Origin of the sequence: Bradyrhizobium sp. WSM2793, assembly GCF_000379585.1 — a bacterium.
Lineage (GTDB): Bacteria > Pseudomonadota > Alphaproteobacteria > Rhizobiales > Xanthobacteraceae > Bradyrhizobium.
Genome location: NZ_KB902782.1, coordinates 60,253 through 82,049, shown reverse-complemented (window position 1 = coordinate 82,049; position 21,797 = coordinate 60,253). Strand labels below are relative to the sequence as shown.

Annotated in this window: 27 protein-coding genes; 9 read left to right on the top strand and 18 right to left on the bottom strand. The window is 65.0% G+C overall.

Annotated elements, in window-relative coordinates; translation table 11 throughout:
* Positions 1–15 precede the first annotated feature (15 nt).
* The 3 genes from A3AS_RS0117720 to A3AS_RS0117710 all read right to left on the bottom strand — a co-directional run bounded on the left by A3AS_RS0117720 (position 16) and on the right by A3AS_RS0117710 (position 2,183).
* A complete protein-coding gene (locus A3AS_RS0117720; protein ID WP_018318913.1) occupies positions 16–801 on the bottom strand; it encodes a hypothetical protein in 786 nt (261 codons plus the stop codon).
* Between the two features lie 77 nt (positions 802–878).
* Positions 879–1,484 (bottom strand): 3-isopropylmalate dehydratase small subunit, encoded by a 606-nt coding sequence (gene leuD, locus A3AS_RS0117715; protein ID WP_018318912.1) that lies wholly within the window; start codon positions 1,482–1,484, stop codon positions 879–881.
* Positions 1,485–1,784: 300 nt separating this feature from the next.
* Positions 1,785–2,183: a metallopeptidase family protein gene (locus tag A3AS_RS0117710; protein WP_018318911.1), complete on the bottom strand. Its 399-nt coding sequence runs from the start codon at positions 2,181–2,183 to the stop codon at positions 1,785–1,787.
* A gap of 252 nt (positions 2,184–2,435) precedes the next feature.
* Between A3AS_RS0117710 and A3AS_RS0117705 the strand changes: the two genes are divergently transcribed.
* Together A3AS_RS0117705 and A3AS_RS0117700 are read left to right on the top strand one after the other, a co-directional pair.
* Positions 2,436–2,711: a hypothetical protein gene (locus tag A3AS_RS0117705; protein WP_018318910.1), complete on the top strand. Its 276-nt coding sequence runs from the start codon at positions 2,436–2,438 to the stop codon at positions 2,709–2,711.
* Between the two features lie 17 nt (positions 2,712–2,728).
* Positions 2,729–2,989: a hypothetical protein gene (locus A3AS_RS0117700; protein ID WP_026202094.1), complete on the top strand. Its 261-nt coding sequence runs from the start codon at positions 2,729–2,731 to the stop codon at positions 2,987–2,989.
* 4 nt (positions 2,990–2,993) lie between these two features.
* Here the strand turns inward: A3AS_RS0117700 and A3AS_RS0117695 are convergent, their stop codons facing one another.
* Entirely contained in the window at positions 2,994–3,293 is a 300-nt protein-coding gene (locus A3AS_RS0117695; RefSeq protein ID WP_018318908.1) for a DUF1330 domain-containing protein, read from the bottom strand.
* 178 nt (positions 3,294–3,471) lie between these two features.
* Between A3AS_RS0117695 and A3AS_RS0117690 the strand changes: the two genes are divergently transcribed.
* Positions 3,472–4,011 carry a hypothetical protein gene (locus tag A3AS_RS0117690; protein WP_026202093.1) on the top strand — a complete coding sequence of 180 codons (540 nt, stop codon included), beginning with the start codon at positions 3,472–3,474 and terminating at the stop codon, positions 4,009–4,011.
* A 53-nt stretch (positions 4,012–4,064) separates the two neighbouring features.
* On the opposite strand, the gene A3AS_RS0117685 is transcribed toward A3AS_RS0117690, so the two are convergent.
* The 7 genes from A3AS_RS0117685 to ffh form a co-directional block, all read right to left on the bottom strand.
* Positions 4,065–4,274: a hypothetical protein gene (locus A3AS_RS0117685; protein WP_018318906.1), complete on the bottom strand. Its 210-nt coding sequence runs from the start codon at positions 4,272–4,274 to the stop codon at positions 4,065–4,067.
* A gap of 94 nt (positions 4,275–4,368) precedes the next feature.
* Positions 4,369–5,775: a 3-isopropylmalate dehydratase large subunit gene (leuC, locus tag A3AS_RS0117680; RefSeq protein ID WP_018318905.1), complete on the bottom strand. Its 1,407-nt coding sequence runs from the start codon at positions 5,773–5,775 to the stop codon at positions 4,369–4,371.
* Between the two features lie 328 nt (positions 5,776–6,103).
* Positions 6,104–6,484 (bottom strand): 50S ribosomal protein L19, encoded by a 381-nt coding sequence (rplS, locus tag A3AS_RS0117670; protein ID WP_018318903.1) that lies wholly within the window; start codon positions 6,482–6,484, stop codon positions 6,104–6,106.
* Between the two features lie 110 nt (positions 6,485–6,594).
* Positions 6,595–7,350, bottom strand: coding sequence for a tRNA (guanosine(37)-N1)-methyltransferase TrmD (gene trmD / locus A3AS_RS0117665; protein WP_018318902.1), 756 nt, complete (start codon positions 7,348–7,350; stop codon positions 6,595–6,597).
* 33 nt (positions 7,351–7,383) lie between these two features.
* Positions 7,384–7,929 carry a ribosome maturation factor RimM gene (gene rimM, locus A3AS_RS0117660; protein WP_018318901.1) on the bottom strand — a complete coding sequence of 182 codons (546 nt, stop codon included), beginning with the start codon at positions 7,927–7,929 and terminating at the stop codon, positions 7,384–7,386.
* 9 nt (positions 7,930–7,938) lie between these two features.
* Positions 7,939–8,271 (bottom strand): 30S ribosomal protein S16, encoded by a 333-nt coding sequence (rpsP, locus tag A3AS_RS0117655; RefSeq protein ID WP_008133080.1) that lies wholly within the window; start codon positions 8,269–8,271, stop codon positions 7,939–7,941.
* Positions 8,272–8,357: 86 nt separating this feature from the next.
* Positions 8,358–9,905, bottom strand: coding sequence for a signal recognition particle protein (gene ffh / locus A3AS_RS0117650; RefSeq protein WP_018318900.1), 1,548 nt, complete (start codon positions 9,903–9,905; stop codon positions 8,358–8,360).
* Positions 9,906–10,363: 458 nt separating this feature from the next.
* Here ffh and A3AS_RS0117645 point away from each other — a divergent pair, with 458 nt between their 5' ends.
* Entirely contained in the window at positions 10,364–11,428 is a 1,065-nt protein-coding gene (locus A3AS_RS0117645) for an MBL fold metallo-hydrolase (RefSeq protein ID WP_018318899.1), read from the top strand.
* Positions 11,429–11,604: 176 nt separating this feature from the next.
* Complete coding sequence (locus A3AS_RS0117640) at positions 11,605–12,015, top strand: hypothetical protein (RefSeq protein ID WP_245283207.1); 411 nt, start codon at positions 11,605–11,607, stop codon at positions 12,013–12,015.
* A 213-nt stretch (positions 12,016–12,228) separates the two neighbouring features.
* On the opposite strand, the gene A3AS_RS0117635 is transcribed toward A3AS_RS0117640, so the two are convergent.
* Both A3AS_RS0117635 and A3AS_RS45100 read right to left on the bottom strand, forming a co-directional pair.
* On the bottom strand, positions 12,229–12,945 hold the full coding sequence (locus tag A3AS_RS0117635; protein WP_026202091.1) for an SIMPL domain-containing protein: 717 nt from the start codon (positions 12,943–12,945) through the stop codon (positions 12,229–12,231).
* Positions 12,946–12,950: 5 nt separating this feature from the next.
* Positions 12,951–13,730 (bottom strand): GyrI-like domain-containing protein, encoded by a 780-nt coding sequence (locus A3AS_RS45100; RefSeq protein ID WP_018318896.1) that lies wholly within the window; start codon positions 13,728–13,730, stop codon positions 12,951–12,953.
* Between the two features lie 244 nt (positions 13,731–13,974).
* On the opposite strand from A3AS_RS45100, the gene dapF reads away from it, so the two are divergent.
* Both dapF and mtaB read left to right on the top strand, forming a co-directional pair.
* On the top strand, positions 13,975–14,850 hold the full coding sequence (dapF, locus tag A3AS_RS0117625) for a diaminopimelate epimerase (protein ID WP_018318895.1): 876 nt from the start codon (positions 13,975–13,977) through the stop codon (positions 14,848–14,850).
* The gene (mtaB, locus tag A3AS_RS0117620; RefSeq protein WP_018318894.1) at positions 14,850–16,103 is read left to right on the top strand and encodes a tRNA (N(6)-L-threonylcarbamoyladenosine(37)-C(2))-methylthiotransferase MtaB; all 1,254 of its coding nucleotides are present in this window, start codon (positions 14,850–14,852) and stop codon (positions 16,101–16,103) included. The genes dapF and mtaB overlap by 1 nt, the downstream gene beginning before the upstream one ends.
* 204 nt (positions 16,104–16,307) lie before the next feature.
* On the opposite strand, the gene A3AS_RS0117615 is transcribed toward mtaB, so the two are convergent.
* Both A3AS_RS0117615 and A3AS_RS0117610 read right to left on the bottom strand, forming a co-directional pair.
* Positions 16,308–17,417 (bottom strand): DUF2336 domain-containing protein, encoded by a 1,110-nt coding sequence (locus A3AS_RS0117615; protein ID WP_018318893.1) that lies wholly within the window; start codon positions 17,415–17,417, stop codon positions 16,308–16,310.
* Positions 17,418–17,690: 273 nt separating this feature from the next.
* Complete coding sequence (locus tag A3AS_RS0117610) at positions 17,691–18,392, bottom strand: RluA family pseudouridine synthase (protein WP_026202090.1); 702 nt, start codon at positions 18,390–18,392, stop codon at positions 17,691–17,693.
* A 60-nt stretch (positions 18,393–18,452) separates the two neighbouring features.
* On the opposite strand from A3AS_RS0117610, the gene ftsY reads away from it, so the two are divergent.
* Positions 18,453–19,400: a signal recognition particle-docking protein FtsY gene (ftsY, locus tag A3AS_RS0117605; RefSeq protein ID WP_018318891.1), complete on the top strand. Its 948-nt coding sequence runs from the start codon at positions 18,453–18,455 to the stop codon at positions 19,398–19,400.
* 3 nt (positions 19,401–19,403) lie between these two features.
* The gene (locus tag A3AS_RS0117600) at positions 19,404–20,006 is read left to right on the top strand and encodes a septation protein A (RefSeq protein WP_018318890.1); all 603 of its coding nucleotides are present in this window, start codon (positions 19,404–19,406) and stop codon (positions 20,004–20,006) included.
* A 147-nt stretch (positions 20,007–20,153) separates the two neighbouring features.
* On the opposite strand, the gene A3AS_RS0117595 is transcribed toward A3AS_RS0117600, so the two are convergent.
* Genes A3AS_RS0117595 through A3AS_RS0117585 form a run of 3 tightly spaced genes read right to left on the bottom strand, consistent with a single transcriptional unit; the run spans position 20,154 to position 21,720 of the window.
* Positions 20,154–20,750, bottom strand: coding sequence for a DsbE family thiol:disulfide interchange protein (locus A3AS_RS0117595; protein WP_018318889.1), 597 nt, complete (start codon positions 20,748–20,750; stop codon positions 20,154–20,156).
* The gene (ccmD, locus tag A3AS_RS0117590; RefSeq protein WP_018318888.1) at positions 20,747–20,929 is read right to left on the bottom strand and encodes a heme exporter protein CcmD; all 183 of its coding nucleotides are present in this window, start codon (positions 20,927–20,929) and stop codon (positions 20,747–20,749) included. Before ccmD ends, A3AS_RS0117595 begins: the two co-directional genes overlap by 4 nt.
* A complete protein-coding gene (locus tag A3AS_RS0117585; protein WP_018318887.1) occupies positions 20,926–21,720 on the bottom strand; it encodes a heme ABC transporter permease in 795 nt (264 codons plus the stop codon). The genes ccmD and A3AS_RS0117585 overlap by 4 nt, the downstream gene beginning before the upstream one ends.
* Positions 21,721–21,797 lie beyond the last annotated feature (77 nt).

Below are 21,797 nucleotides of genomic sequence, written 5' to 3'. Positions count from 1 at the left end.
GACACGGAGAGGCGCTTACGGAAACCGCTCCGCCGCCCAGGCATACAGGCTGCCCGGAATCGGCTTTTCGCCACCGCGGCCCTTGGGCGAGATGTGCAGGCCGATGATCTCGGGGTTGGTGACGAGGCCGAGATAGCTCGAGGGATCGAAGAACAGTTTTGGCTCGGCATGCACGGCATAGAACGATTGCTTGGGCAGCGCGTTCTGCAGCTCGCCGGTACGGCGCGCGAGCGCGGTGAGCGCGGCAGGTCCGAAGATCGCGACGCGGATATCGGAGAGGCGGCTTGAGCCGCCGCGCAGGCGGCGCATCATGAATGTGATGCGATGGCGGACCGACAGCCAGTTCGGCGTCAGCTCCTCCTGCTCCATCAGCTCCTCGAAGGCGGCAACGATGCCGTGCCCGGGCGGCAGGTAGATCACGGAATTGCCGAGCTGGCGTGGCCGCTCCCAGGCAAAGTAAGGCTTTGCCGGATCAATCTCGACCGCCTTCAAGAGCAGCACGTCGGCGTCGAGCCAGAGGCCGAGATTCTTCGCCATCAGCTTCATGCGGAAGAAATCGCTGAACTGCAGCGTGGTCCAGTCGCGCCAGCTTCCATCCGGTTGCGGGGGCCGCAAGCGTTCCGAGAACGCATGCGGCAGGATCGCTTCGGCATCCGCGTTGGCGACGCCGGCGGGCAGGCCGGGAATGGTGTCGAAGCTGTAGACCGTGACCTTGTGGCCGGCCGCGAGCTGCGAGCGCAGACAGGTCTGGCGCAGGGCGTCCATCGGGCCATGCCAGAAGGTGACGATGTCGGGCAGCATGCGCGGAAGCTATAATATTCAGGACAAAGAAAAAGCCCCGGCGCCGACAGCACCGGGGCTCGAATGAAATCCTATGATCAGGCCCAGGCGCGTTCGCGCTTGAGCTTGTCCTCATAGGTGTCGATCGAGGACTTCTTCTCCATCGTCAGGCCGATGTCGTCGAGGCCGTTGATCAGGCAGTGCTTGCGGAACGGATCGATCTCGAACTTGACCTTGCCGCCATCGGGGCCGCGGATCTCCTGGTTCGGCAGGTCGATCGTCAGCGTCGCGTTGGCGCCGCGCTCGGCATCGTCGAACAGCTTGTCGAGGTCTTCCTGGCTGACGCGGATCGGCAGAATGCCGTTCTTGAAGCAGTTGTTGTAGAAGATGTCGCCGAACGAGGTCGAGATCACGCAGCGGATGCCGAAGTCGAGCAGCGCCCAGGGCGCATGCTCGCGGCTCGAGCCGCAGCCGAAATTGTCGCCGGCGACCAGCACCTTGGCATTGCGATAGGCGGGCTGGTTGAGAACGAAGTCCGGATTCTCGCTGCCGTCGTCCTTGTAGCGCTGCTCGGAGAAGAGCCCCTTGCCAAGGCCGGTGCGCTTGATGGTCTTGAGGTACTGCTTCGGAATGATCATGTCGGTGTCGACATTGATGATCTTCAGCGGCGCCGCGACGCCTTCCAGCGTGGTGAACTTGTCCATGGTTGCGCTTTTCCGGGGTGGTTCAGGGAAGGCGTGTTTATCGTGTCCGGGGCCTGAATCCTAGGCCGAATTCGGCAGGTCTCGTCTGCTTGGCTGGTTTGAGGCAGAGCTGGTGCGGCGTCGGGACTTCACCTCTCCCGCTTGCGGGGGAGGTCGACGCGCGAAGCGCGGCTGGTGGGGGCTCTATCCTCCGAGGGATTGTCCCGCTGCGGAGAGACCCTCTCCCCAACCCTCTCAGCGCGAGGGAAGCTCGTCGCGGCCCGCAAGCGGGGGAGGGGGCTCATCTCACGCCGGCGCCTCCTACTCTGCCTTTGCCTCAATCGCCGCCATATCGTCGTCCGACAGGCCAAAATGGTGGCCAATCTCGTGGATCAGGACGTGGCGGACGATATGGCCAAGGCTCTCGTCGTGCTCGGCCCAGTAATCCAGGATCGGCCGGCGGTAGAGCCAGACCATGTTGGGCAGCCGCGCCACGTCGCCAAGGCTCTGCTGCGGCAGGCCGACGCCCTGGAACAGGCCGAGCAGGTCGAACTCGCTCTCGCATTCCATCTCGTCCAGGACCTCCTCGGTCGGGAAGTCGTCGACGCGGAGGATCACGCCCTCGCACAGGCTACGAAATTCCGCCGGCAGGCGCTCGAAGATCTCGTGTGCCGTCGCTTCCATCTCGGCCAGCGAGGGCGCTTTCAATTCCGTCCACATGGGGTTGTTCTAAAGCGTTTTCGAGCGAAGTGGATACTGCTTCGCGCGAAGAAAACGCGTCAAAGTAAGAATCTGGAGCCGGTTTCAATTCCATTGAAACGGGCTCCAGCGCGGGTTTCCCGCTGATGCATCCCGCTTTATAAAGCGCGGCGAGGTTGACGGGCGCCGCCAAAACGGGGAGCGTGGGCCTCGAACGGGACGTTTCAGGTGGGCGGAAAAATGCGAGCGAAAACAGCGCTGACGCTACTGTGCATGGGGTTGTTTTCGCCATTTTGCGTTGGCGCCGAGGCCCAGACCGCCGGCCCCGAGATTCGCCTCGCCCAGGCAGCCCCGCCTGATGCCCCGCCGCCGCGCAAGCGGCCGCCACGCTTGCGCGTCACGCCCTATTACAGCCCTGACGGCGTCTATCCGCGCTACAATCCGGGTCCCAATGCGGTCCGCGAATGCAACGCGACCTATGTGCAGGAATTCCGACCCAGCGGCACGGTGATCGTGCCGCGGATGAGCTGCTACTGGCGCCCCGGCTGATGCCCCAAGGGATCGTCATGGCGAGATGGTTTGCATGGGCCGTTGTCGTCGCGCTTGCCGCCGGCCTGCCCTGCGCGGCCGCGGCGCCAAGGACGACGGTGCCGGAGGCCTCGGCGGGGATCGCAGTTTTCGATGTGCGGCGACCCGCGCCGCCCCAACATATTGCCCGGCCCGTCGTGCGCCATGATCCCCGCTATTACGCGCGGCCGGTCCACTATCGTCCCTATCCCTACGGCGTGCCCGCGCCCTTCGTGTTCGGCTACGGGCCGTTCTGGTGACGTCCTAGCCGGCGGGCGCAAATCCCTTGACCAGTAACACGGTCGCCTGCGCGCCCGCCTTGCGGTCGCGCGAAATCTCCTCGTAGTCGGGTGAGTTCGAGAAGGCGAGGAAGGCGGCCTCGTCCGGAAACGACATCATGACCAGCTTGTCGTGCGGCCACGCCCCTTCGAGCACGCGCGGTCGCTCATCGGCAGCGAGCAGGCGCCCATTGTACTTCTTGAACACATCGAAGAACCGCGCCTGATAGCGATCGTAGGCTGCGCGGTCGGTCATCTTCAATTGTGCAATCGCGTAGACGGTCATCTCAAGACTTCCTTCCCGTAGCGGCACAGCGCCGCAGCGCGGCGCCCGCCTCGTTCATTCATGGCGCGTTCACATCGCTGTTAGCAATTTAACCCCGCGAGCGACTGCAATTGAACAGGGATGACGCGGGCCGGGAACGAGCATCGCCACTCCGCTGTCCAAATTCAGGGAGAAGTCCATGCTGAGGAGTTTGGGTCTCCGGGCAGGCCCGGTGCGCCTGCTCGGGATTGCGGCTGCGGCGACGCTGATGCTGTCGGCCGGGAGCGCGCATCGCGCTGAAGCGCTCACCTTGATCAATCCGGCGACGTCACCTGCGACGAAAGCTGCGGCCGACGACCTCGTCACGCAGGTCCGGCAGGGCGGCGGTGGGCATGGTGGTGGCGGACATTTTCACGGCGGCGGTGGCTTCCGCGGTGGCGGCGGACATTTCGGCGGCTTCCGCGGCGGCGGCTTTCATGGCGGCGGCTTCCGCGCCGGGCCGGCCTTCCACGGCGGCGGCATTCGCTACGGCGGATTTCGTCATTATGGCGGCTATCACCGCCACTGGGGCTATCGTCCCCATTTCGGCTATCGCCACTTCCACCGGCGCTATTATGTCGGCGGCTACTATCCCTACTACCACTATCCGCGCCGCTGCCGGGTCATCTGGACCTATTACGGCCCGCGCCGCATCTGCCGCTGGCATCGCTGGCACCATCCGTACAGGTACTATTGGTAAGCACGATCGACGTGAAAAGGGCGCCTCAGTGGCGCCCTTTGCTCGTCCGGCGGCTACAGCCAATCCTTCAGCTTCCACGACGAAGCTTTCCACCGCATCAGATTATCGAGCTTCCACTGCTTGAACATCGCAGGCGGCCAGCGGCTGAGCTTCGAGGTCTCCTCGACCTCGGGCTTGGCGACGATGTGCAGGCGCGGCGCGCGCCGGCGGTGCTGGCGCGTGGCCTCGCTGATCAGGTCGACATATTCGGGCTTGTTGGCCATGGCGCGCGTCCTCGCGAAAACCTCGCGAGGACGAGAGTGTCAGGCGATCGTTTAACGGCTGTTTGCCGCGATCGCTACAATTGCAGGCAGTGGCTTAGCGCCAGTCCCTGACGTCGACGAAGTGACCCGCGATCGCCGCCGCTGCCGCCATCGCCGGCGACACCAGATGGGTGCGGCCCTTGAAGCCCTGGCGGCCCTCGAAATTGCGGTTCGAGGTCGAGGCGCAACGCTCTTCCGGAGCCAGCTTGTCCGGGTTCATCGCAAGGCACATCGAGCAGCCCGGCTCGCGCCATTCGAAGCCGGCCTTGATGAAGATCTTGTCGAGACCCTCGGCCTCGGCCTGCTCCTTGACGATGCCGGAGCCCGGCACGACCATGGCGTTGACATGCGCCGAAACGGTCTTGCCTTCGGCGATCTTCGCAGCAGCGCGCAGATCTTCGATGCGGCCGTTGGTGCAGGAGCCGATGAAGATGCGGTCGACCTTGATGTCGGTGATCTTCGTGCCCGCGGTCAGGCCCATGTACTTGAGCGCACGATGCTTGGAGAGACGCTTGGCCTCGTCCGCAATCTGGTCGGGGTCGGGCACGATGCCGGTCACCGAGATGACGTCCTCAGGCGAAGTGCCCCAGGTCACGATCGGCGGCAGCTTGGCCGCATCGAGGCGCAGCTCGTTGTCGAAATGCGCGCCCTCGTCGGAGCGCAGCTTCTCCCAGTAGCGCATGGCGGCATCCCAGTCCGCGCCCTTCGGCGCTTTGGGGCGGCCGCGCAGGAAGTCGAACGCCTTCTGGTCGGGCGCAACCAGGCCGGCGCGCGCGCCGCCTTCGATCGACATGTTACAGACCGTCATGCGGCCTTCCATGCTGAGCGCGCTGATGGCGTCGCCGGCGTATTCCAGCACGTAGCCGGTGCCGCCCGCGGTGCCGATCTCGCCGATGATGGCGAGGATGATGTCCTTGCCCGTCACGCCATCGGGCAATTTGCCGTCGACGGTGACGCGCATGTTCTTGGCCTTCTTCTGGATCAGCGTCTGCGTCGCCAGAACGTGCTCGACCTCGCTCGTGCCGATGCCGTGCGCGAGCGCGCCGAACGCGCCATGCGTCGAGGTGTGGCTGTCACCGCAGACGATGGTGGTGCCGGGCAGGGTAAAACCCTGCTCGGGGCCGATGACGTGGACGACGCCCTGGCGCTTGTCGAACTCGTTGTAATATTCGATGCCGAATTCCCTGGCGTTCTCGGCCAGCGCCTTGATCTGCTCGATGCTTTCAGGATCGGGATTCGGCTTGGTGCGATCGGTGGTCGGCACGTTGTGGTCGACGACGGCGAGCGTCTTCTCGGGCGCGTGCACCTTGCGGCCGGTGGCGCGCAGGCCTTCGAACGCCTGCGGCGAGGTCACCTCGTGCACCAGGTGGCGGTCGATATAGAGCAGGCAGGTGCCGTCCTCGGCTTCGTGCACCAGGTGGTCGTTCCAGATCTTGTCGTACAATGTGGTCGGTTTGGACATGAGCTTGAGCTCCGAAAGAATGTTGTGTCAGCGGATAGGCGCGCGCGGCGCGCCGGCAACAAAATCGTCAGCGCAGCTTTTAGGCTGCGCGCGTAAGCTCTGACGTTGCCGAGGTCGCGAAGCGTCCGAAGAACCGGCCAGGCAGCCGCGAGCGATCGTCGATGACGATGCGCTTGACGGGGGCGAGGCTGGTCGGATCTGGAAACATTCCAAGAATATATAGCAGGCCGAATTGGAAGCGCGAGTGGTTTGACGCGCACGGCTGACGCAACAAAAAAGCGCGGAGCCGAGCCCCGCGCTTTCGAAAACTTGCCTGGTGGGGCGGAGCTTACTCGCCGACCGCGGTCTGGCGGTCCTGCTTCTCGACGATGCGGGCCGACTTGCCGCGAAGGTTGCGGAGGTAATAGAGCTTGGCGCGACGCACCTTGCCGCGACGCACCACCTTGATCGAGTCGATCATCGGCGACATCACCGGGAACACGCGCTCCACGCCCTCGCCATAGGAGATCTTGCGGACGGTGAAGCTCTCGTTGAGGCCACCGCCGGAACGGCCGATGCAGACGCCTTCATAGGCCTGCACGCGGGTGCGGTCGCCTTCGACCACCTTCACGTTGACGATCACGGTGTCGCCGGGACCGAATTCCGGAATGTCCTTGCCGGCGGACAGCTTGTCGAATTGCTCTTGCTCGAGCTGCTTGATCAGGTTCATGGGTAAATCTCCATCGGCGCGCCCAGCCCTGGAAACGGGGGGCTGCGCAAAATTCGTCTATCCAGCCATTGCGGATTTGGCCGCTCCTATAAGGCAAGCCGGAGCGTTTGTCACCCGTCTGTCTTGTTTTTTGGCGTTTTTTGGCGACCGGCCCGATTCGCCGGCTTGGGTGGGATCTGGGCCCATAAATCGGGCCGCCGGGCCGCCGTGAGGGCCTCCGATTGCGCCCGCCGCCAGCTGGCCACCTTGGCATGGTCGCCGGAGGTCAGGACCTCCGGGATCGGGGTCCCCTCGAACAGCTGCGGACGGGTGTATTGGGGGTACTCTAAAAGGCCATCGGAGAAGCTTTCCTCGGTTCCCGAGGCCTCCTTGCCCATCACGCCCGGCAGCAGCCGAACGCAGGCATCGATCAGGGCTAAAGCTGCGATTTCGCCCCCGGACAGCACGTAATCCCCGATCGAGACCTCCTCCAGGCCCCGCCCGTCGATCACCCGCTGGTCGATCCCCTCGAACCGCCCGCAGACGATCAGGGGGCCGGGGCCGAAGGCAAGCTCTGTCACCCGGGCCTGAGTCAATGGCCGACCGCGCGGGCTCATCAGCAGGCGCGGCCGCTCGGGGGCGATCTCGGCGGCATCGATGGCTGCCGCCAGAACATCCGCCCGCAGCACCATGCCCGGCCCGCCGCCGGCCGGGGTGTCGTCGACGCTGCGATGGCGGTCGGTGGCGGACGCCCTGATGTCCCGCGCCTCAATCTCCCAGAGCCCCGAGGCCAGCGCCCGGCCGGCAAGGCTCACGCCCAGCGGTCCCGGAAACATCTCCGGAAACAGCGTCAGCACCGTCGCGCGCCAGGGTGAGGGGTTTGCCATCGCAATCAGCTTAGCCAAAACCACGGCCCGTGGTTATGGGTCCCCGCGTTCGCGGGGAGCCGCCGAGGGAGCGTCGTCGCCCTCGATCTCCTGCGGCAGCGCGATCACCACGCGGCCGCCTTTGAGATCGACCTCCGGCACCACGGCGTTCGTGAACGGCAGCAGCATCGTCGTGCCTTTTGGGGGCGCGATCTCGATGATGTCGCCGGCGCCGAAATTGTGGATCGCGAGCACGCGGCCGAGCGCGTCGCCGTCCGTGGTGACAGCGACGAGCCCGATCAGATCGGTGTGGTAATATTCGTCCGCATCGGTCGCGGGCAGTTTTTCGCGCGCGACGTAGAGCTCGATGCCGTTGAGGCGCTCGGCCTCATCGCGGGTCGTGACGCCCTTGAACGTCGCGACCAGATGATCCTTGGCCTCGCGCGCCGTTGCGACCTCGAACTGACGCTTGCCGTCCTTGGACAGCAGCGGACCATAGCGCCTGACGGCAAAGGGATCCTCGGTGAAGGTCCACAGTTTGACCGCACCGCGCACACCATGCGCGGCGCCGATCCGCGCGACGCAGACCAGCGCCGACATAATCTAGCCTTAGCCCTTCGCGGCGGCTTCGGCTTGCGCCTTGCGCTCCTTGCGCGGCACGGCCTTCTCGGGGTTGTTGCGCGCTTCGCGCTTCTTGACGCCGGCAGCGTCGAGGAAACGCGCCACGCGGTCGGACGGCTGCGCGCCCTTGGCGAGCCAGGCCTTCACCTTGTCCATGTCGAGCTTCAGACGGGTCTCGTTGTCCTTCGGCAGCAGCGGGTTGAAATAGCCGAGACGCTCGATGAAGCGGCCATCGCGCGGGAAGCGCGAGTCGGCGACGACGACGTGATAGACGGGACGCTTCTTGGTGCCTGCGCGAGCGAGGCGGATAACGACGGACATTCAGTTCTCCTTCAAAGTACAGTTTGTTCGGTTGATTGGTATTCCGCGTTGCGCGGGACGCTTATCGATCCCGTGCGACGAATTCCTCATTTCTTCTTGCCGGGAAAACCGCCGAGGCCCGGCAGCATCGGCTTGCCGCTGAGGCCCGTGAGGCCCGGCACATTCGGCAGGCCCTGACGCAAGCCGGCCGGCAGATCCTTCGGCAAACTGGGCAAACCCTGTCCGCCGCCGCTCTGCATCTTCTCCTGCAGCGCCTTCATCTCTTCCGGCGAGGGCGGCTTCATGCCGCCGCCAAAGCCCATGGCCTGCGCGATGCCGGCGAGCGGGCCGCGCTTGCCCGAGCCCATCGCCTTCATCACGTCAGCCATGTTCCGGTGCATCTTGAGCAGTTTGTTGACCTGCTCGACGCTCTGGCCGGACCCTGCAGCGATACGCTTCTTGCGGCTGGCCTTGAGCAAATCGGGATGACGGCGCTCGTCGCGCGTCATGGAATCGATCACCGCAACCTGGCGCTTCAGGATCTTGTCGTCGATCCCCGCGGCCGCGATCTGGTTCTTCATCTTGGCGATACCGGGCATCATGCCCATCAGGCCGCTGATGCCGCCCATATTGGCCATCTGCAGCAGCTGCTCGCGCATGTCGTTGAGGTCGAACTGACCCTTGCGCATGCGCTCGGCGGTGCGCGCGGCCTTCTCGGCGTCGATATTGGCGGCAGCGCGCTCGACCAGCGACACCACGTCGCCCATGCCGAGGATGCGGCCGGCGATACGGTCGGGATGGAAGTCTTCCAGCGCGTCGGTCTTTTCACCGGTGCCGATCAGCTTGATCGGCTTGCCGGTTACCGCGCGCATCGACAGCGCAGCACCGCCGCGGCCGTCGCCGTCAACTCGTGTCAGCACGATGCCGGTGAGGCCGACGCGCTGATCGAACGCGCGCGCGAGATTTACGGCGTCCTGACCGGTGAGGCTGTCGGCGACCAGCAGCACTTCGTGCGGATTGGCCGCGGCTTTGATCGCGGCTGCTTCCGCCATCATATCTTCGTCGAGCGTGGTGCGGCCGGCGGTGTCGAGCAGCACGATGTCGTAGCCGCCGAGCTTGCCGGCTTCCAGCGCGCGCTTGGCAATCTGCGGCGGCTGCTGTCCCGCCACGATCGGCAGGGTCGGAATGTCGAGGTCGCGGCCGAGCACGGCCAGCTGCTCCATCGCCGCCGGACGATAGACGTCGAGCGAGGCCATCAGCACCTTGCGCTTGTCGCGCTGGACCAGGCGGCGGGCGAGCTTTGCGGTGGTGGTCGTCTTGCCCGAGCCCTGCAGACCGACCATCATGATCGGCACCGGCGGCACGGAATTGACGTCGATGGTCTGGCTTTCGGCACCGAGCGTGTTGATCAGCTCGTCATGGACGATCTTGACCACCATCTGGCCGGGGGTGACCGACTTGACGACGGTGGCGCCGATCGCCTGCTCGCGCACGCGTTCGGTGAAGCTGCGCACCACTTCCAGCGCGACGTCGGCCTCCAGCAGCGCGCGGCGCACCTCGCGCATCGCGGCATCGACGTCCTTTTCGGTCAGCGCACCGCGCCCCGTCAGACGATCGAGAATTCCGCCAAGCCGTTCCGACAGATTGTCGAACAATGCCGTTGTCCTGTTGCTGTCCTCCCGACGGGAGGAGCGCTCCGTTACTCACTGCTGTCATGCCCCGGCTTGACCGGGGCATCCAGTACGCCGCGGCACCTCGGTTCCAGCCGAGCCGCCTCTGGAATACTGGATCGCCCGATCAAGTCGGGCGATGACCACCTCCTTGGGCAAGCGATCTTCCAAACACCTTTACGCCCGAGGGCGCACAGCGCTGTCGGGCGTTGACCTCTGGCCTCGAGGACCAGTCGGCGGGTGGAAAAGAAAGCCTTTCCGAGAAAGTGGCGGGGTTAAACGCCGCTCCCGCCCAAAAGTCAAGGAAAGTTGGGGCGCCGAAATGTCTCTATCAAGGTAACATCCTGAAAATATGGCGCTTTCGACTGCCGGTTCCTTTTTCCTTTTGCCCTGCCCATATAGAAGGTGATGACTTACCTCCGCCACCATTCCTGAAGCCCGCCGTGCCGATCACCCGCCGCCGCCTGTTCGGACTGCTTGCCGGGGCCGGCGCCCTGGTCGGTGTCCCGTCCCTCTGGATGTCCCGCATGAAAACCTACGACGGTCCCGCCTCCGACCATTTCGACGGTCTGAACTTCTTCGATCCGGACGGCGCGCCGCCGAAATCGCTTCGGGAGGTGCTGCGCTGGCAGCTCGGCGGCAAGCGGCAGCGCGCCACCTGGCCCGACTGGGCGCCCAGCCCCCATGCCGACACCCCGCCGGCCCGCGTCGACGGCGACAAGGTGCGGCTCTCCTTCGTCGGGCATGCCAGCTGGCTGATCCAGACCGGCGGCCTCAACATCCTGGTCGACCCAGTCTGGTCGACGCGGGTTTCGCCGGTCGCCTGGGCCGGGCCGAAGCGGCACAACGATCCCGGCATCGCCTTCGAGAAGCTGCCGAAGATCGACGTCGTGCTGGTCTCGCACGGCCATTACGATCATCTCGACATCGCGACGCTGTCGCGGCTCACCAAGAATTTTGCCCCGCGCGTGGTCACCCCGCTCGGCAACGACGTGACGATGCGCAGCTGGGATTCCACGATCAAGGTGGAAGCCTTCGACTGGCACGACCGCGTCGAGCTCGGCGGGGGCATCGCCGTGCATTTGGTGCCGACCCGGCATTGGACGGCGCGCGGCATGTTCGATCGCAACAAGGCGCTATGGGCGAGTTTTGTGCTGGAGACGCCTGGGGGGAAAATCTACGTCGTCTGCGATTCCGGCTACGGCGATGGCCGGCATTTCCGCCGCGTCGCCGAGAAGCACGGCAAGCTGCGTCTGGCGATCCTCCCCATCGGCGCCTACGAGCCGCGCTGGTTCATGCGCGACCAGCACATGAACCCGGAGGACGCGGTGAAGGCGCTACGCGATTGCGGCGCCGAGGCCGCGCTCGGGCATCATCACGGCACGTTCCAGCTCACGGATGAGGCGATCGACGCGCCGGCCAAGGCGCTGGTCGAGGCGCTCGACGCCGCGAAGCTTCCGCAGGAGCGGTTTGTGGCGATGCAGCCGGGGCAGGTGGTGGAGATTTAGGTCGTGTACCCATAAACCCGGCGGCGTGATGCGACGAAAGCAATGTCCGCTTTGCTCCTATAGCGACAAGTGCCTACGGCTCTGCGCGGTTGAACCAGAAAGCCCATGACGCAACAAAACACCATGGATTTCTTTTGGTCGGAAGACCTTGATTGATCGATGGATGGAGCTGGCCTGTGGGATTTTTGCTGAGAATTGTGCTCGCAACCGCTCTTGTGAACCTTGCTCCAACCGTCGCCCGGGCGAAGAACGCCGTCGCTTCTCCTGCCTTGCAGAAGGAATTCGATGGCTTCATCGAGAAGTTTCGTGCGGCGCTGAAGGCAAACGATTCCGTCGCCGTCGCCGGTATGACACGATTGCCGTTCATGAACGACAACGCAATTCGCGACGCCGCGCAATTTGGCGCCAAGACCTATCGGACCTCGTTCACGGCGAAAAATCGCGCGTGTATCCAGCGCGGCAAGGCCGTCTACGATCGCGACGATTATAAGAACGACAGTTACTTCGTCTTCTGCGGCGAGCTCATCTTCGTCTTTACCAAGACGCCGGCGGGTTTTCTTTTTACTGATATCAGCGCGAATGATTGATCAGGCAACAATGCTATCCACTGCCGCCGGACGCTTGATCGGTCGCCTCGCTCAGCGACATACTGGATACAGCAACTTGGGCGATGGGCCGATTCATCAACGGAAAGACTCGCCGCGAACCTCCCTTAACGGGCATGCATGATAAGTCCCTGCGAACGCGTTCGCAGGGACTGCACCATTGGTGTTGCGGCGACGTGCCTCTTAGGAACGGGACTACTGCCCCTGCTTGATCGCCCAGCTCACATTCACCGTCACCGACAGCGTTTCCTCACCGGGCGCAACCGCGGCTTGCGGGGATGCGGCCATTGGTGCTGCCATCCGCCCCTTGAACAGCGGCACCGGGCCGCCGCCCTCGGTGACGCTGAGCGGAGCGCCCAGCGTCACGCCGGTGGCCTTGGCGTAGATCTCCGCCTTGCGGCGGGCGTCCACGATCGCCTGCTCGCGCGCGTCGTCGAGCAGTTTTGACGCCTGCGTCACCTCGAAGGAGATGTTGCCGATGTCGTTGGCGCCGGCGCTGACCAGCGTGTCGATGATGCCGGCGACCTTGGTCACGTCGCGGATTTTCACGGTGACGCGGTTCGAAGCGCGGAAGCCGACCACCGGGGATGCGCCGGTGGATTTGTTCTGGCCGTATTGCGGCTGCAGCGACAGCCGCGAGGTCTGGTAATCCTTCTCGGCGATGCCGGCGCCCTTCAGCGCCAGCAGCACCTTGCCCATCGCGGCGTTGTTGGCATCGGACGCTTCCTTCGCCGTCTTGGCGTCGTTGGCGACGCCGGCGTCGATCTGCGCCAGATCGGGCGCCGCGGAAATGTTGGCTTCGCCGCTCACCGTAATGGCGGATGGAAAATCATCGGCAAGCGCGGGCGTTGTCAGCAGCGTGGCGGCGAAAACGGCGGCAAGGGACGTAGCAAGTACGGCAGTCTTTTTCATTGGTCTCACTTCAGCGGCACGAAAACGTTGATCACGAGCTTGTCCTCTGCCGTCTTCAGCGGATCGGTGAGGTATTCCTCGATGAAGGTGTCCTTGGCTTCCAGCCTCTTGTCGTCGAGGTGGTTGGTGATCGCCTCATAGGTGTTGTCCATGTTGTCGTAGGAGCCGCGATGGACGAATTTCAGCACCTTGCCTTCCGGCGACTTGCCGATGCTCATGTCCTTGGCGAGGTTCTTGGGATCCTGCTCGACAGGGATCTCGGCAAGGAAGGTGAAGCCGGTATCGTCCGTCGAGGTGTAGACGATCATCGCATTGCCCGATGGCTTGATGCCCTGCTTGTCCAGGAGCGTGTTCAGTGCCTTGAAGGCATCGATCAGCGTGTCGAAGGCCGAGTCCCAATTGGCAGTGCCCTTGACCATCACGACCTTCTTGGCCTCGAGCGTGGTCTCCAGGCCGAACGGATCGGCGGTCTGCACCGGGGCAGGTGTTGCGGCCGCCGCCGGTGGCGGGGCCGTTGGGCTGGGTGAGGCGCTGGCTGCGGGCGAGGGCGACGTTGTCGGGGCCGGCGACGCGCTGGCGGCAGGCGACGGCGCGGGTGAGGCCGTCGCCGCAGGGGCCGGCGAGACGCTCGCGGCCGGGGCGGGAGAAGCCGATGGGGCCGGCGAGGGACTTGCCGAGGCCGCCGGTGCCGGGCTCGGGGTTTGCGCCAGAACCTCAGGCAGGCCAAGCGACAAGGCCGCTGCCGGGATCAGCGCGGCCAGAGCAAGACGACGAAACCTGATCATTTTTATTCTCCCCAAGGCCTTAACCAAGGCCCTTCATCAGCAAGACCTTGCCCACCAAGGCCTAATCCGGCTTGAGCCCGGCCGCGCATCCCGGTTCGCGGCGAGCTTTCGCCGTTCTAACACGCGGGTGCCAAATTCGTCCCATGACAGATGCGTCATGGCAGACCGCTCGGCCGCCGACCGCAAATCACTGGCCAAGCCGGCAAGGATCGCCATATAAGACAGGCGAAATTCGGGAATTTTCATGAGCTCGCTCGCCAATCACGCATTTGCCAAGATGAACGGCATCGGCAACGAGATCGTCGTTGTCGACATGCGCGATTCTGCGGGCCCGGTGACGCCGGACGACGCCCGCGCGGTGGCGTCTGCGAACGGCGGTGTGGCCTACGACCAGCTCATGGTGCTGCAGAAGCCGCGGCTCGACGGCACCGAAGCCTTCATCCGCATCTACAACAATGACGGCTCGGAGGCAGGCGCCTGCGGCAACGGCATGCGCTGTGTGGTGCGGCGCATCTTCGAGAAGAACGGGCAGACCGCCGCGACGTTCGAGACGGCGGCCGGCTTGCTCAATGCCTGGCAAGGCCCGGCGCCCGATCTCTACACCGTCGATATGGGTGCGCCGAAGTTCGGCTGGCAGGACATTCCGCTGGCGGAAGAGTTCCGCGATACCCGCTACATCGAATTGCAGATCGGGCCGATCGACAATCCCATCCTGCATTCGCCCTCCGTGGTGAGCATGGGCAATCCGCATGCGATCTTCTGGGTCGACGACGTCAACGCCTATGATCTCGAGCGTTTCGGTCCGCTGCTCGAAAACCATCCGATCTTCCCGGAGCGCGCCAACATCACGCTCGCCCATATCGTCGATGACAAGCACATCACCATCCGCACCTGGGAACGCGGTGCCGGCCTGACCAGGGCCTGCGGCTCGGCGGCCTGCGCAACGGCAGTGGCCGCGGCCCGCCTGAAGCGTGTCGAGCGCAATGTCGAGATTACGCTGCCCGGCGGCAAGCTCGGCATCGAATGGCGCGAGCGCGACGACCACGTGCTGATGACGGGCACTGCGACCTTCGAATATGAGGGCAGGTTCGATCCGGCGCTGTTTGCGCCGGTCGCCTGATGGCCGTCGACGTCGTCACCTTTGGCTGCCGCCTCAACGCCTTCGAGGCCGAGGTGATCCGCCGCGAGGCCGAGGGCGCTGGACTCTCCGACACTATCGTCATCAACAGTTGCGCCGTCACCAATGAGGCGGTGGCGCAGGCGCGGCAATCGATCCGCAAGCTGAAGCGCGAACGGCCCGACGCGCGCATCGTCGTCACCGGTTGCGCGGCGCAGACGCAAGCTGCGATGTTCGCCGACATGACCGAGGTCGATCGCGTCGTCGGCAATGACGACAAGATGCGGTCATCCGTGTGGCGCGATGCCCGCGATGCCTTCGATCTCGGCGCCGGCGAGAAGATCGCCGTCAGCGACATCATGGCCGTGAGGGAGATGGCGCCGCATCTGATCGACGGCTATGCGAGCGGCCTGCCGCGCGTGTTCGTGCAGCTGCAGAACGGCTGTGACCATCGCTGCACCTTCTGCATCATCCCCTATGGCCGCGGCAATTCGCGCTCGGTACCGATGGGTGCGGTGGTCGAGCAGGTGCGGACGCTGGCCGAACGCGGCCATGCCGAGATCGTGCTGACCGGTGTCGATCTCACCAGCTACGGTGCTGACCTTCCGGGCGCGCCGAAGCTCGGCATGCTGACGAAGCAGATCTTGCGGCACGTGCCGGAGTTGAAGCGCCTGCGCATTTCCTCGATCGATTCGATCGAGGCGGATGCCGATCTGCTTGACGCCATCGCCGGCGATGCGCGGCTGATGCCGCATCTGCATCTGTCGTTGCAGTCCGGCGACGACATGATCTTGAAGCGCATGAAGCGGCGCCATTCGCGGCAGGACGCGATCGCGTTCTGCGAGCAGGTCCGCCGCCTGCGCCCGGACATCGCCTTCGGCGCCGACATCATCGCGGGTTTCCCGACCGAGACGGAGGAGATGTTCTCGCGCTCGCTCGATCTGGTCGAGGAATGCGGCCTGACATTCCTGCACGTCTTCCCCTATTCGCCCCGCCCGGGCACGCCGGCCGCGCGGATGCCGCAGGTGGCGGGGCCGGCGATCAAGGAGCGCGCGAAGCGGCTGCGTGCGGCGGGCGAAACGGCACTACGGCGGCGGCTGCAAGCCGAGATCGGTGCCACGCGCGAGGTGCTGATCGAGAGCGAGGGCCAGGGGCGTACGGAGCACTATCTGCCGGTGGCGATCGCGGGCGGGCGCGTGGGAAGCGTGGTGCCGCGCAGGATTGTTAGCAGCGATGGCGAGCGGCTGACTGTTTAGTCGGGCTACGGCGAGTTGCGACGCGCTATATCCCCAGCGTCGTCCCTGCGGACGCAGGGACCGATACCGCGTGATTTATCGGCTGTGGATGGTCGCAGTACCGAATTGCGAATCTTCGCCAAACTTCTCCCTGTGGTTATGGGTCCCTGCGTTCGCAGGGACGACACCGAGAGTGTGGATACTTCGTCCGCGGAACGCGCGCCGCTACGACGCCCTGACCTGCCAGAACCGCAGCGTCCGCTTGGCATTCTCGGGCGTCATCCGCGCGTAGTGCCCTTGCGCCCGTGCAAGATCCGCCGGCTTCATGGCGCCTGTTGCAAAACGGCTTTCGAGCACGGCCACCGCGGTTTCCCAGCTGAGCTGCGCCGCCTTGCACGGCACCAGCAGGCCATCCTCGCGCAGGCTCTGCATCAGCGGGCGGATCACCTCGACGGTCGATCCGGACAATGCGGCCAGCGCCGCGGCGGTCTCTTCATAGCGCCGCTGCGTGGCGAAACCGAGCAGCGTCGCTTCGTTGAGCTGGCTGGTCGCCTTGAGCATTGCAATCGCCCGCTTGGCACCTTCGAAATCGCGGACGCCAGACATCTGGCGATCGACACCGACGGTGACGGCGGCGATCGCACTCTGGATTTCCTCGAACAGATGCGGCGGCGCGCGCGACAGCAGGCGGGCGCGCACGGCGTCGCTCGCCGAGCGCAGCAATCGGCGGCGCAGCTCCGACGGCAGGTCGACGCGGACGCCGACGCTGACGGCAAGTTCGGGATCGGCTTCGGCCTGCCCGATCATGACGGCGAATCCGTTTCCGGAGACGCGCGCGCCGGGATTGGCGGCGAGCCGCCGGCTGACGCTGGGATAGCGCCGCGCCAGAAGTGCGTCGGTGACGATCTCCTTCAGCCACCAGCGGCCGGCGACCGCCAGCAGATGCGGCTCGCCCTTGCTGGAGGCGATCTTCACCAGCTCGCCGTCGTCGAGGCGGGCCGATTCCTGCAGCACGGGACCGGCGATGCGGATCTCGTCATTGCTGGCGAGGCGGCGGATTACCGAGGGCGGCGCCTGCGCGATCGGCGCCAGCTGCGCGCTGATCTCGGCGAGCGCGATGCGTGCGCCCATGTCGGCAAGCGCCCGCAGCTCGATGGTGCCGATCAGGCGCTCGAGCACCTCGTCGAACAGCGCGATCTGCTCGTCATCGAATTTGCCGGCAGAGGAGAGGAACAGATCGGTGACGCGCCGGGCCGTTTCCAGGCCCTTTTCCGCCGAGCCTGCGCGAATCGCGGATTCGACCTCTTCGATGATCGATAGCTCGGCCTTGGACATCACGCCCTGCTCATCCTGAGCGGTTACAGAAGCTTGTTCTAAGCAACCGTCATCATTAGCGGCGAGCACTGAACGTTTCGTAAACCATGGGCCGAAGGCAGCTAGCTTGGCGAGCTTCCGCCGCGAATGCGGTGCGCTCCCTCCCCCGCTTGCGGGGGAGGGCTGGGGAGAGGGTTGTCTCCGCAATGGGACAGTCCCCAAGAGGAGAGAACCCTCACCCGCGCCTTCGGCGCGACCTCTCCCGCAAGCGGGAGAGGTTGAGCGACACCGCGGCTATTCCCCGTTCCAGCCGCAGGCGCGGAGCTTTTCGTGCATGTGGGGCGGGGCCGGCGCCACGACGCGGACGGGCTCCTTGTTCCGGGAGATCGGCACCACGATCTCGCGGGAATGCAGGTGCAGCTTCGGCTCGCCGAAGCGCGGGCCGTTGCCGTAAATGTTATCGCCGAAGATCGGCCAGCCGGTCGCGGCCGAATGCACCCGCAATTGATGGGTCCGCCCGGTCACCGGTTCCATGGCCAGCCAGGTAAAGCCGTCGCCCCGGCCCATCACTTTCCAGTTGGTGATCGCCTTCTGTCCCTCCGGATCAGGCTTCTGCCACCAGCCGCGTTCGGCATTGAGCCGGCCGAGCGGCATGTCGACGGTGCCCTCGTCCTCGGCTGGCCCGCCCTCGACCACGGTCCAGTAGGTCTTGCCGATCTTGCCGTGCTTGAACAGGAGGCCGAGCGAGGCCGTCGCCTTGCGGTGGCGGCCGAGCACGAGGCAGCCGGAGGTGTCCTTGTCCAGCCGGTGAGCCAGCACCGGCGGCCGCGGCAGGCCGAAGCACAGCGCGTGGAAGGAATCCTCCAGATTGGCGCCGCCCTTGGGACCGCGATGCACGGGAAGGCCGGCCGGCTTGTCGATGACCAGCATCAGCCCGTCGCGATGGAGTACGCGGGCCAGAATTTCATCGGCGGTCAATTGGGGAACATCGAGCAATTGCAAGACTTTCGGTCAAGACTTTCGTTTGGCAGCCGGAACGGCTAACACACCCCCGCCATGAACGATACCACGTCAGATCCCCCCAAGCTGAGCTGGTGGCGCCGCCTGTCCAACGGGCTGAAGCGCACCTCGTCCTCGCTCGGGACCGCGGTCGCCGACCTCGTCACCAAGCGCAAGCTCGACCGCGCCATGCTCGACGACATTGAGGACGTGCTGCTGCGCGCCGACCTCGGCACGTCAGTCGCGGTGCGGATCGCGGACGCCGTCGGCACCGGCCGCTACGACAAGGCGATCTCGGCGGACGAGGTCAAGGACGTCGTCGCCACAGAGGTCGAGAAGGTGCTGTCGCCCGTGGCAAAACCGCTCGTGATCGATGCGGCCAAAAAGCCGTTCGTGATCCTCGTGGTCGGCGTCAACGGCTCGGGCAAGACCACCACGATCGGAAAGCTCTCGCAGAAATTCGCCTCCGAAGGCCGCAAGGTGATGCTGGCTGCCGGCGACACGTTTCGCGCAGCAGCGATCGAGCAACTGAAGGTGTGGGGCGAGCGGACGAAGACGCCCGTAATTGCGGGCGCGCAGGGCTCGGATTCGGCGAGCCTCGCCTTCAACGCGCTGACGGCGGCGAAGGAGCAGAATATCGACGTGCTCCTGATCGACACCGCCGGCCGGTTGCAGAACAAGGCCGAGCTGATGAACGAGCTCGAAAAGGTGGTGCGTGTGATCCGCAAGGTGGATGACACTGCGCCGCATGCCGTGCTGCTTGTGCTCGATGCCACCGTCGGCCAGAACGCGCTGTCGCAGGTCGAGGCTTTCCATCGCACCGCCGGGGTCACCGGCCTCGTGATGACCAAGCTCGACGGCACCGCCCGCGGCGGCATTCTGGTGGCGCTCGCGGAAAAGTTCAAACTGCCGGTGCATTTCATCGGCGTCGGCGAAGGCGTCGACGATCTCGCGCCGTTCACCGCGCGCGATTTCGCCCGCGCCATCGCCGGAATCGAAAGCTGAAGAATGGACAAGACCCAGCCGCATCCGCTGTTCAAGCTCGCGACTGAGCTCGGGCCGCTGCTCGTGTTCTTCTTCGTGAACGCGAAGTTCAATCTGTTCGCCGCGACCGGCGCCTTCATGGTTGCGATCGTGGCGGCGATGGTTGCCTCCTACGTCGTGACGCGCCACATCCCGATCATGGCGATCGTCACAGGCGTGATCGTGCTGGTGTTCGGCACGCTGACGCTGGTGCTGCACGACGAGACCTTCATCAAGCTCAAGCCGACCATCATCTACGGCCTGTTCGCTGCGATCCTCGGCGGCGGTCTGTTGTTCGGCCGCTCCTTCATCGCCGTGATGTTCGACCAGATGTTCAATCTGACGCCGCAGGGCTGGCGTATCCTCACGCTGCGCTGGGCGCTGTTCTTCGCCGGCATGGCGGTGCTGAACGAGATCGTCTGGCGCACCCAGAGCACGGACTTCTGGGTGAACTTCAAGGTGTTCGGCGTCACCCCGATCACGATGATCTTCGCCATCGCCCAGATGCCGCTGACCAAGCGCTACGGGATCGAGCCCGCGTCGCTCGAGGCGAGCGAGGCGGAAGCGGGGGATGTGCGGAAGGGATAGGCCGACCACATACCGCTGTCATGCCCCGGCTTGACCGGGGCATCCAGTACGCCGCAGCTTTTCCGTATACGACTGACGTCTCTGGAATACTGGATCGCCCNNNCNAGNCGGGCGATGACAGTTGAGCGTGTGGCACGAGCGCGGCGCTCAGCTCCCCGCTGCCTTCAGCGCCTTCTCCATCTGGGGCAACAGCACCGTCCGCAGATTGTCCGGCGTGATCGGGCCGACCAGCTTGTAGACGATGGTGCCTTCGCGACCGACGACGAAGGTTTCGGGCACGCCATAGACGCCCCATTCGATCGAGGCACGGCCGTTGGCGTCGACGCCGACCCGGCTGAACGGGTTGCCGTAGCGCCCGAGGAAGCGGCGCGCGTTGTCGGCCGCGTCCTTGTAGTTGATGCCGACGAGCTGGAAGCGCTTGTCCTTGGCGAACTCGGTCAAAAGCGGCGCCTCGTCGTGGCACGGCACGCACCAGGACGCCCAGACATTGACCAGGCTGACCTTGCCCCTGAACGCGGCGGGGTCGAGGCCCGGCACCTGCGCGTTGTCGATCTGCAATCCCTCGAGCGGTGGCAGCGCCGTCTGCGGCGCCGGACGGCCGATCAGCGCGGAGGGAATTCGCGAGGGATCGCCGCTGCCGAGCCGGAACCAGAACAGCAGCGCAAGGCCGATGAACGCGATCAGCGGCAGCACCATCAGGAAAGTGCGGCGCTGCGGCGGTGCGGAGGTCGATCGTTCGCTCATGATGCGTCCATGGCGCTACGGCCGGAGCGGCGGGTGATGCCGCTGCGGTCGAGCTCGCGCAGGCGCTGCGTCTGGTTGCGATAATCGAGCACGATCCAGCCGATCAGGATCGCGACCACGAGGGCCGCTGCGGCATAGGATGTCACGATGAAGGATGCATAAGGGCCGAGCGACATCATCCTGCGGCCCCAATTTCTTTCGACGCGTTTTGTCCGCGCGCACCGGCGCCCATTTCGTTCGAGAACGCGACACGGCTTGCCTGCATCATTTGCAGGGAGCGGACACGGCGGCGCAGGATCTCGTTGCGCATCGCCGCCAGATGCAGCGTGACGAACAGCAGCGTGAAGGCGATCGCCATCACCAGCAGCGGAATCAGGAACGATTTGTCGAGCGCGGAGCCGCCCATGCGCATCACCGAGGCCGGCTGGTGCAGCGTGTTCCACCAGTCGACCGAGAACTTGATGATCGGCAGGTTGAGCGCGCCGACGAGGGTCAGCACCGCGGCGGCGCGTGCGGCGCGCGAGGGATCGTCGACCGCGCGCCACAGCGCCATCAGGCCGAGATACATCAGGAAAAGGATCAGCACCGAGGTCAGCCGCGCATCCCATTCCCAATAGGTGCCCCACATCGGCCGGCCCCACAGCGAGCCCGTCAGCAGTGCGAGGAAGGTGAAGGCGGCGCCAATCGGCGCTGCGGCCTTGGCGGCGACGTCGGCGAGCGGATGCCGCCACACCAGCGTGCCCAGCGAGGCGATGCTCATCACGCCCCAGACGAACATCGACAGCCAGGCATTGGGGACGTGGATGAACATGATCTTCACGGTCGCGCCCTGCTGATAGTCATCGGGCGCAAGCGCGGCTTGATAGAGACCGATTGCAAGCAGCAGGACGGTCGCGGCNNCAAGCCACGGCAAGACCCGCGCTGTCAGCGCGAGGAACCGCGTGGGGTTGGCGAGGTCGATCAGCGTCATGGTACCCTGATAATCATCGGTGGCCGCTCAGGCAATCAGCACGAAAGCGAGGGACGAAAGTTGATCGGGGTCAAGGT

What these genes read in the sequence shown, in the direction of transcription:
- A3AS_RS0117720 (WP_018318913.1), bottom strand. Translation starts at nt 801, where the DNA reads ATGCTGCCCGACATCGTCACCTTCTGGCATGGCCCGATGGACGCCCTG.
- leuD (WP_018318912.1), bottom strand. Translation starts at nt 1,484, where the DNA reads ATGGACAAGTTCACCACGCTGGAAGGCGTCGCGGCGCCGCTGAAGATC.
- A3AS_RS0117710 (WP_018318911.1), bottom strand. Translation starts at nt 2,183, where the DNA reads ATGTGGACGGAATTGAAAGCGCCCTCGCTGGCCGAGATGGAAGCGACG.
- A3AS_RS0117705 (WP_018318910.1), top strand. Translation starts at nt 2,436, where the DNA reads ATGGGGTTGTTTTCGCCATTTTGCGTTGGCGCCGAGGCCCAGACCGCC.
- A3AS_RS0117700 (WP_026202094.1), top strand. Translation starts at nt 2,729, where the DNA reads ATGGCGAGATGGTTTGCATGGGCCGTTGTCGTCGCGCTTGCCGCCGGC.
- A3AS_RS0117695 (WP_018318908.1), bottom strand. Translation starts at nt 3,293, where the DNA reads ATGACCGTCTACGCGATTGCACAATTGAAGATGACCGACCGCGCAGCC.
- A3AS_RS0117690 (WP_026202093.1), top strand. Translation starts at nt 3,472, where the DNA reads ATGCTGAGGAGTTTGGGTCTCCGGGCAGGCCCGGTGCGCCTGCTCGGG.
- A3AS_RS0117685 (WP_018318906.1), bottom strand. Translation starts at nt 4,274, where the DNA reads ATGGCCAACAAGCCCGAATATGTCGACCTGATCAGCGAGGCCACGCGC.
- leuC (WP_018318905.1), bottom strand. Translation starts at nt 5,775, where the DNA reads ATGTCCAAACCGACCACATTGTACGACAAGATCTGGAACGACCACCTG.
- rplS (WP_018318903.1), bottom strand. Translation starts at nt 6,484, where the DNA reads ATGAACCTGATCAAGCAGCTCGAGCAAGAGCAATTCGACAAGCTGTCC.
- trmD (WP_018318902.1), bottom strand. Translation starts at nt 7,350, where the DNA reads ATGGCAAACCCCTCACCCTGGCGCGCGACGGTGCTGACGCTGTTTCCG.
- rimM (WP_018318901.1), bottom strand. Translation starts at nt 7,929, where the DNA reads ATGTCGGCGCTGGTCTGCGTCGCGCGGATCGGCGCCGCGCATGGTGTG.
- rpsP (WP_008133080.1), bottom strand. Translation starts at nt 8,271, where the DNA reads ATGTCCGTCGTTATCCGCCTCGCTCGCGCAGGCACCAAGAAGCGTCCC.
- A3AS_RS0117635 (WP_026202091.1), bottom strand. Translation starts at nt 12,945, where the DNA reads ATGAAAAAGACTGCCGTACTTGCTACGTCCCTTGCCGCCGTTTTCGCC.
- A3AS_RS45100 (WP_018318896.1), bottom strand. Translation starts at nt 13,730, where the DNA reads ATGATCAGGTTTCGTCGTCTTGCTCTGGCCGCGCTGATCCCGGCAGCG.
- dapF (WP_018318895.1), top strand. Translation starts at nt 13,975, where the DNA reads ATGAGCTCGCTCGCCAATCACGCATTTGCCAAGATGAACGGCATCGGC.
- mtaB (WP_018318894.1), top strand. Translation starts at nt 14,850, where the DNA reads ATGGCCGTCGACGTCGTCACCTTTGGCTGCCGCCTCAACGCCTTCGAG.
- A3AS_RS0117615 (WP_018318893.1), bottom strand. Translation starts at nt 17,417, where the DNA reads ATGTCCAAGGCCGAGCTATCGATCATCGAAGAGGTCGAATCCGCGATT.
- ftsY (WP_018318891.1), top strand. Translation starts at nt 18,453, where the DNA reads ATGAACGATACCACGTCAGATCCCCCCAAGCTGAGCTGGTGGCGCCGC.
- A3AS_RS0117600 (WP_018318890.1), top strand. Translation starts at nt 19,404, where the DNA reads ATGGACAAGACCCAGCCGCATCCGCTGTTCAAGCTCGCGACTGAGCTC.
- A3AS_RS0117595 (WP_018318889.1), bottom strand. Translation starts at nt 20,750, where the DNA reads ATGAGCGAACGATCGACCTCCGCACCGCCGCAGCGCCGCACTTTCCTG.
- ccmD (WP_018318888.1), bottom strand. Translation starts at nt 20,929, where the DNA reads ATGATGTCGCTCGGCCCTTATGCATCCTTCATCGTGACATCCTATGCC.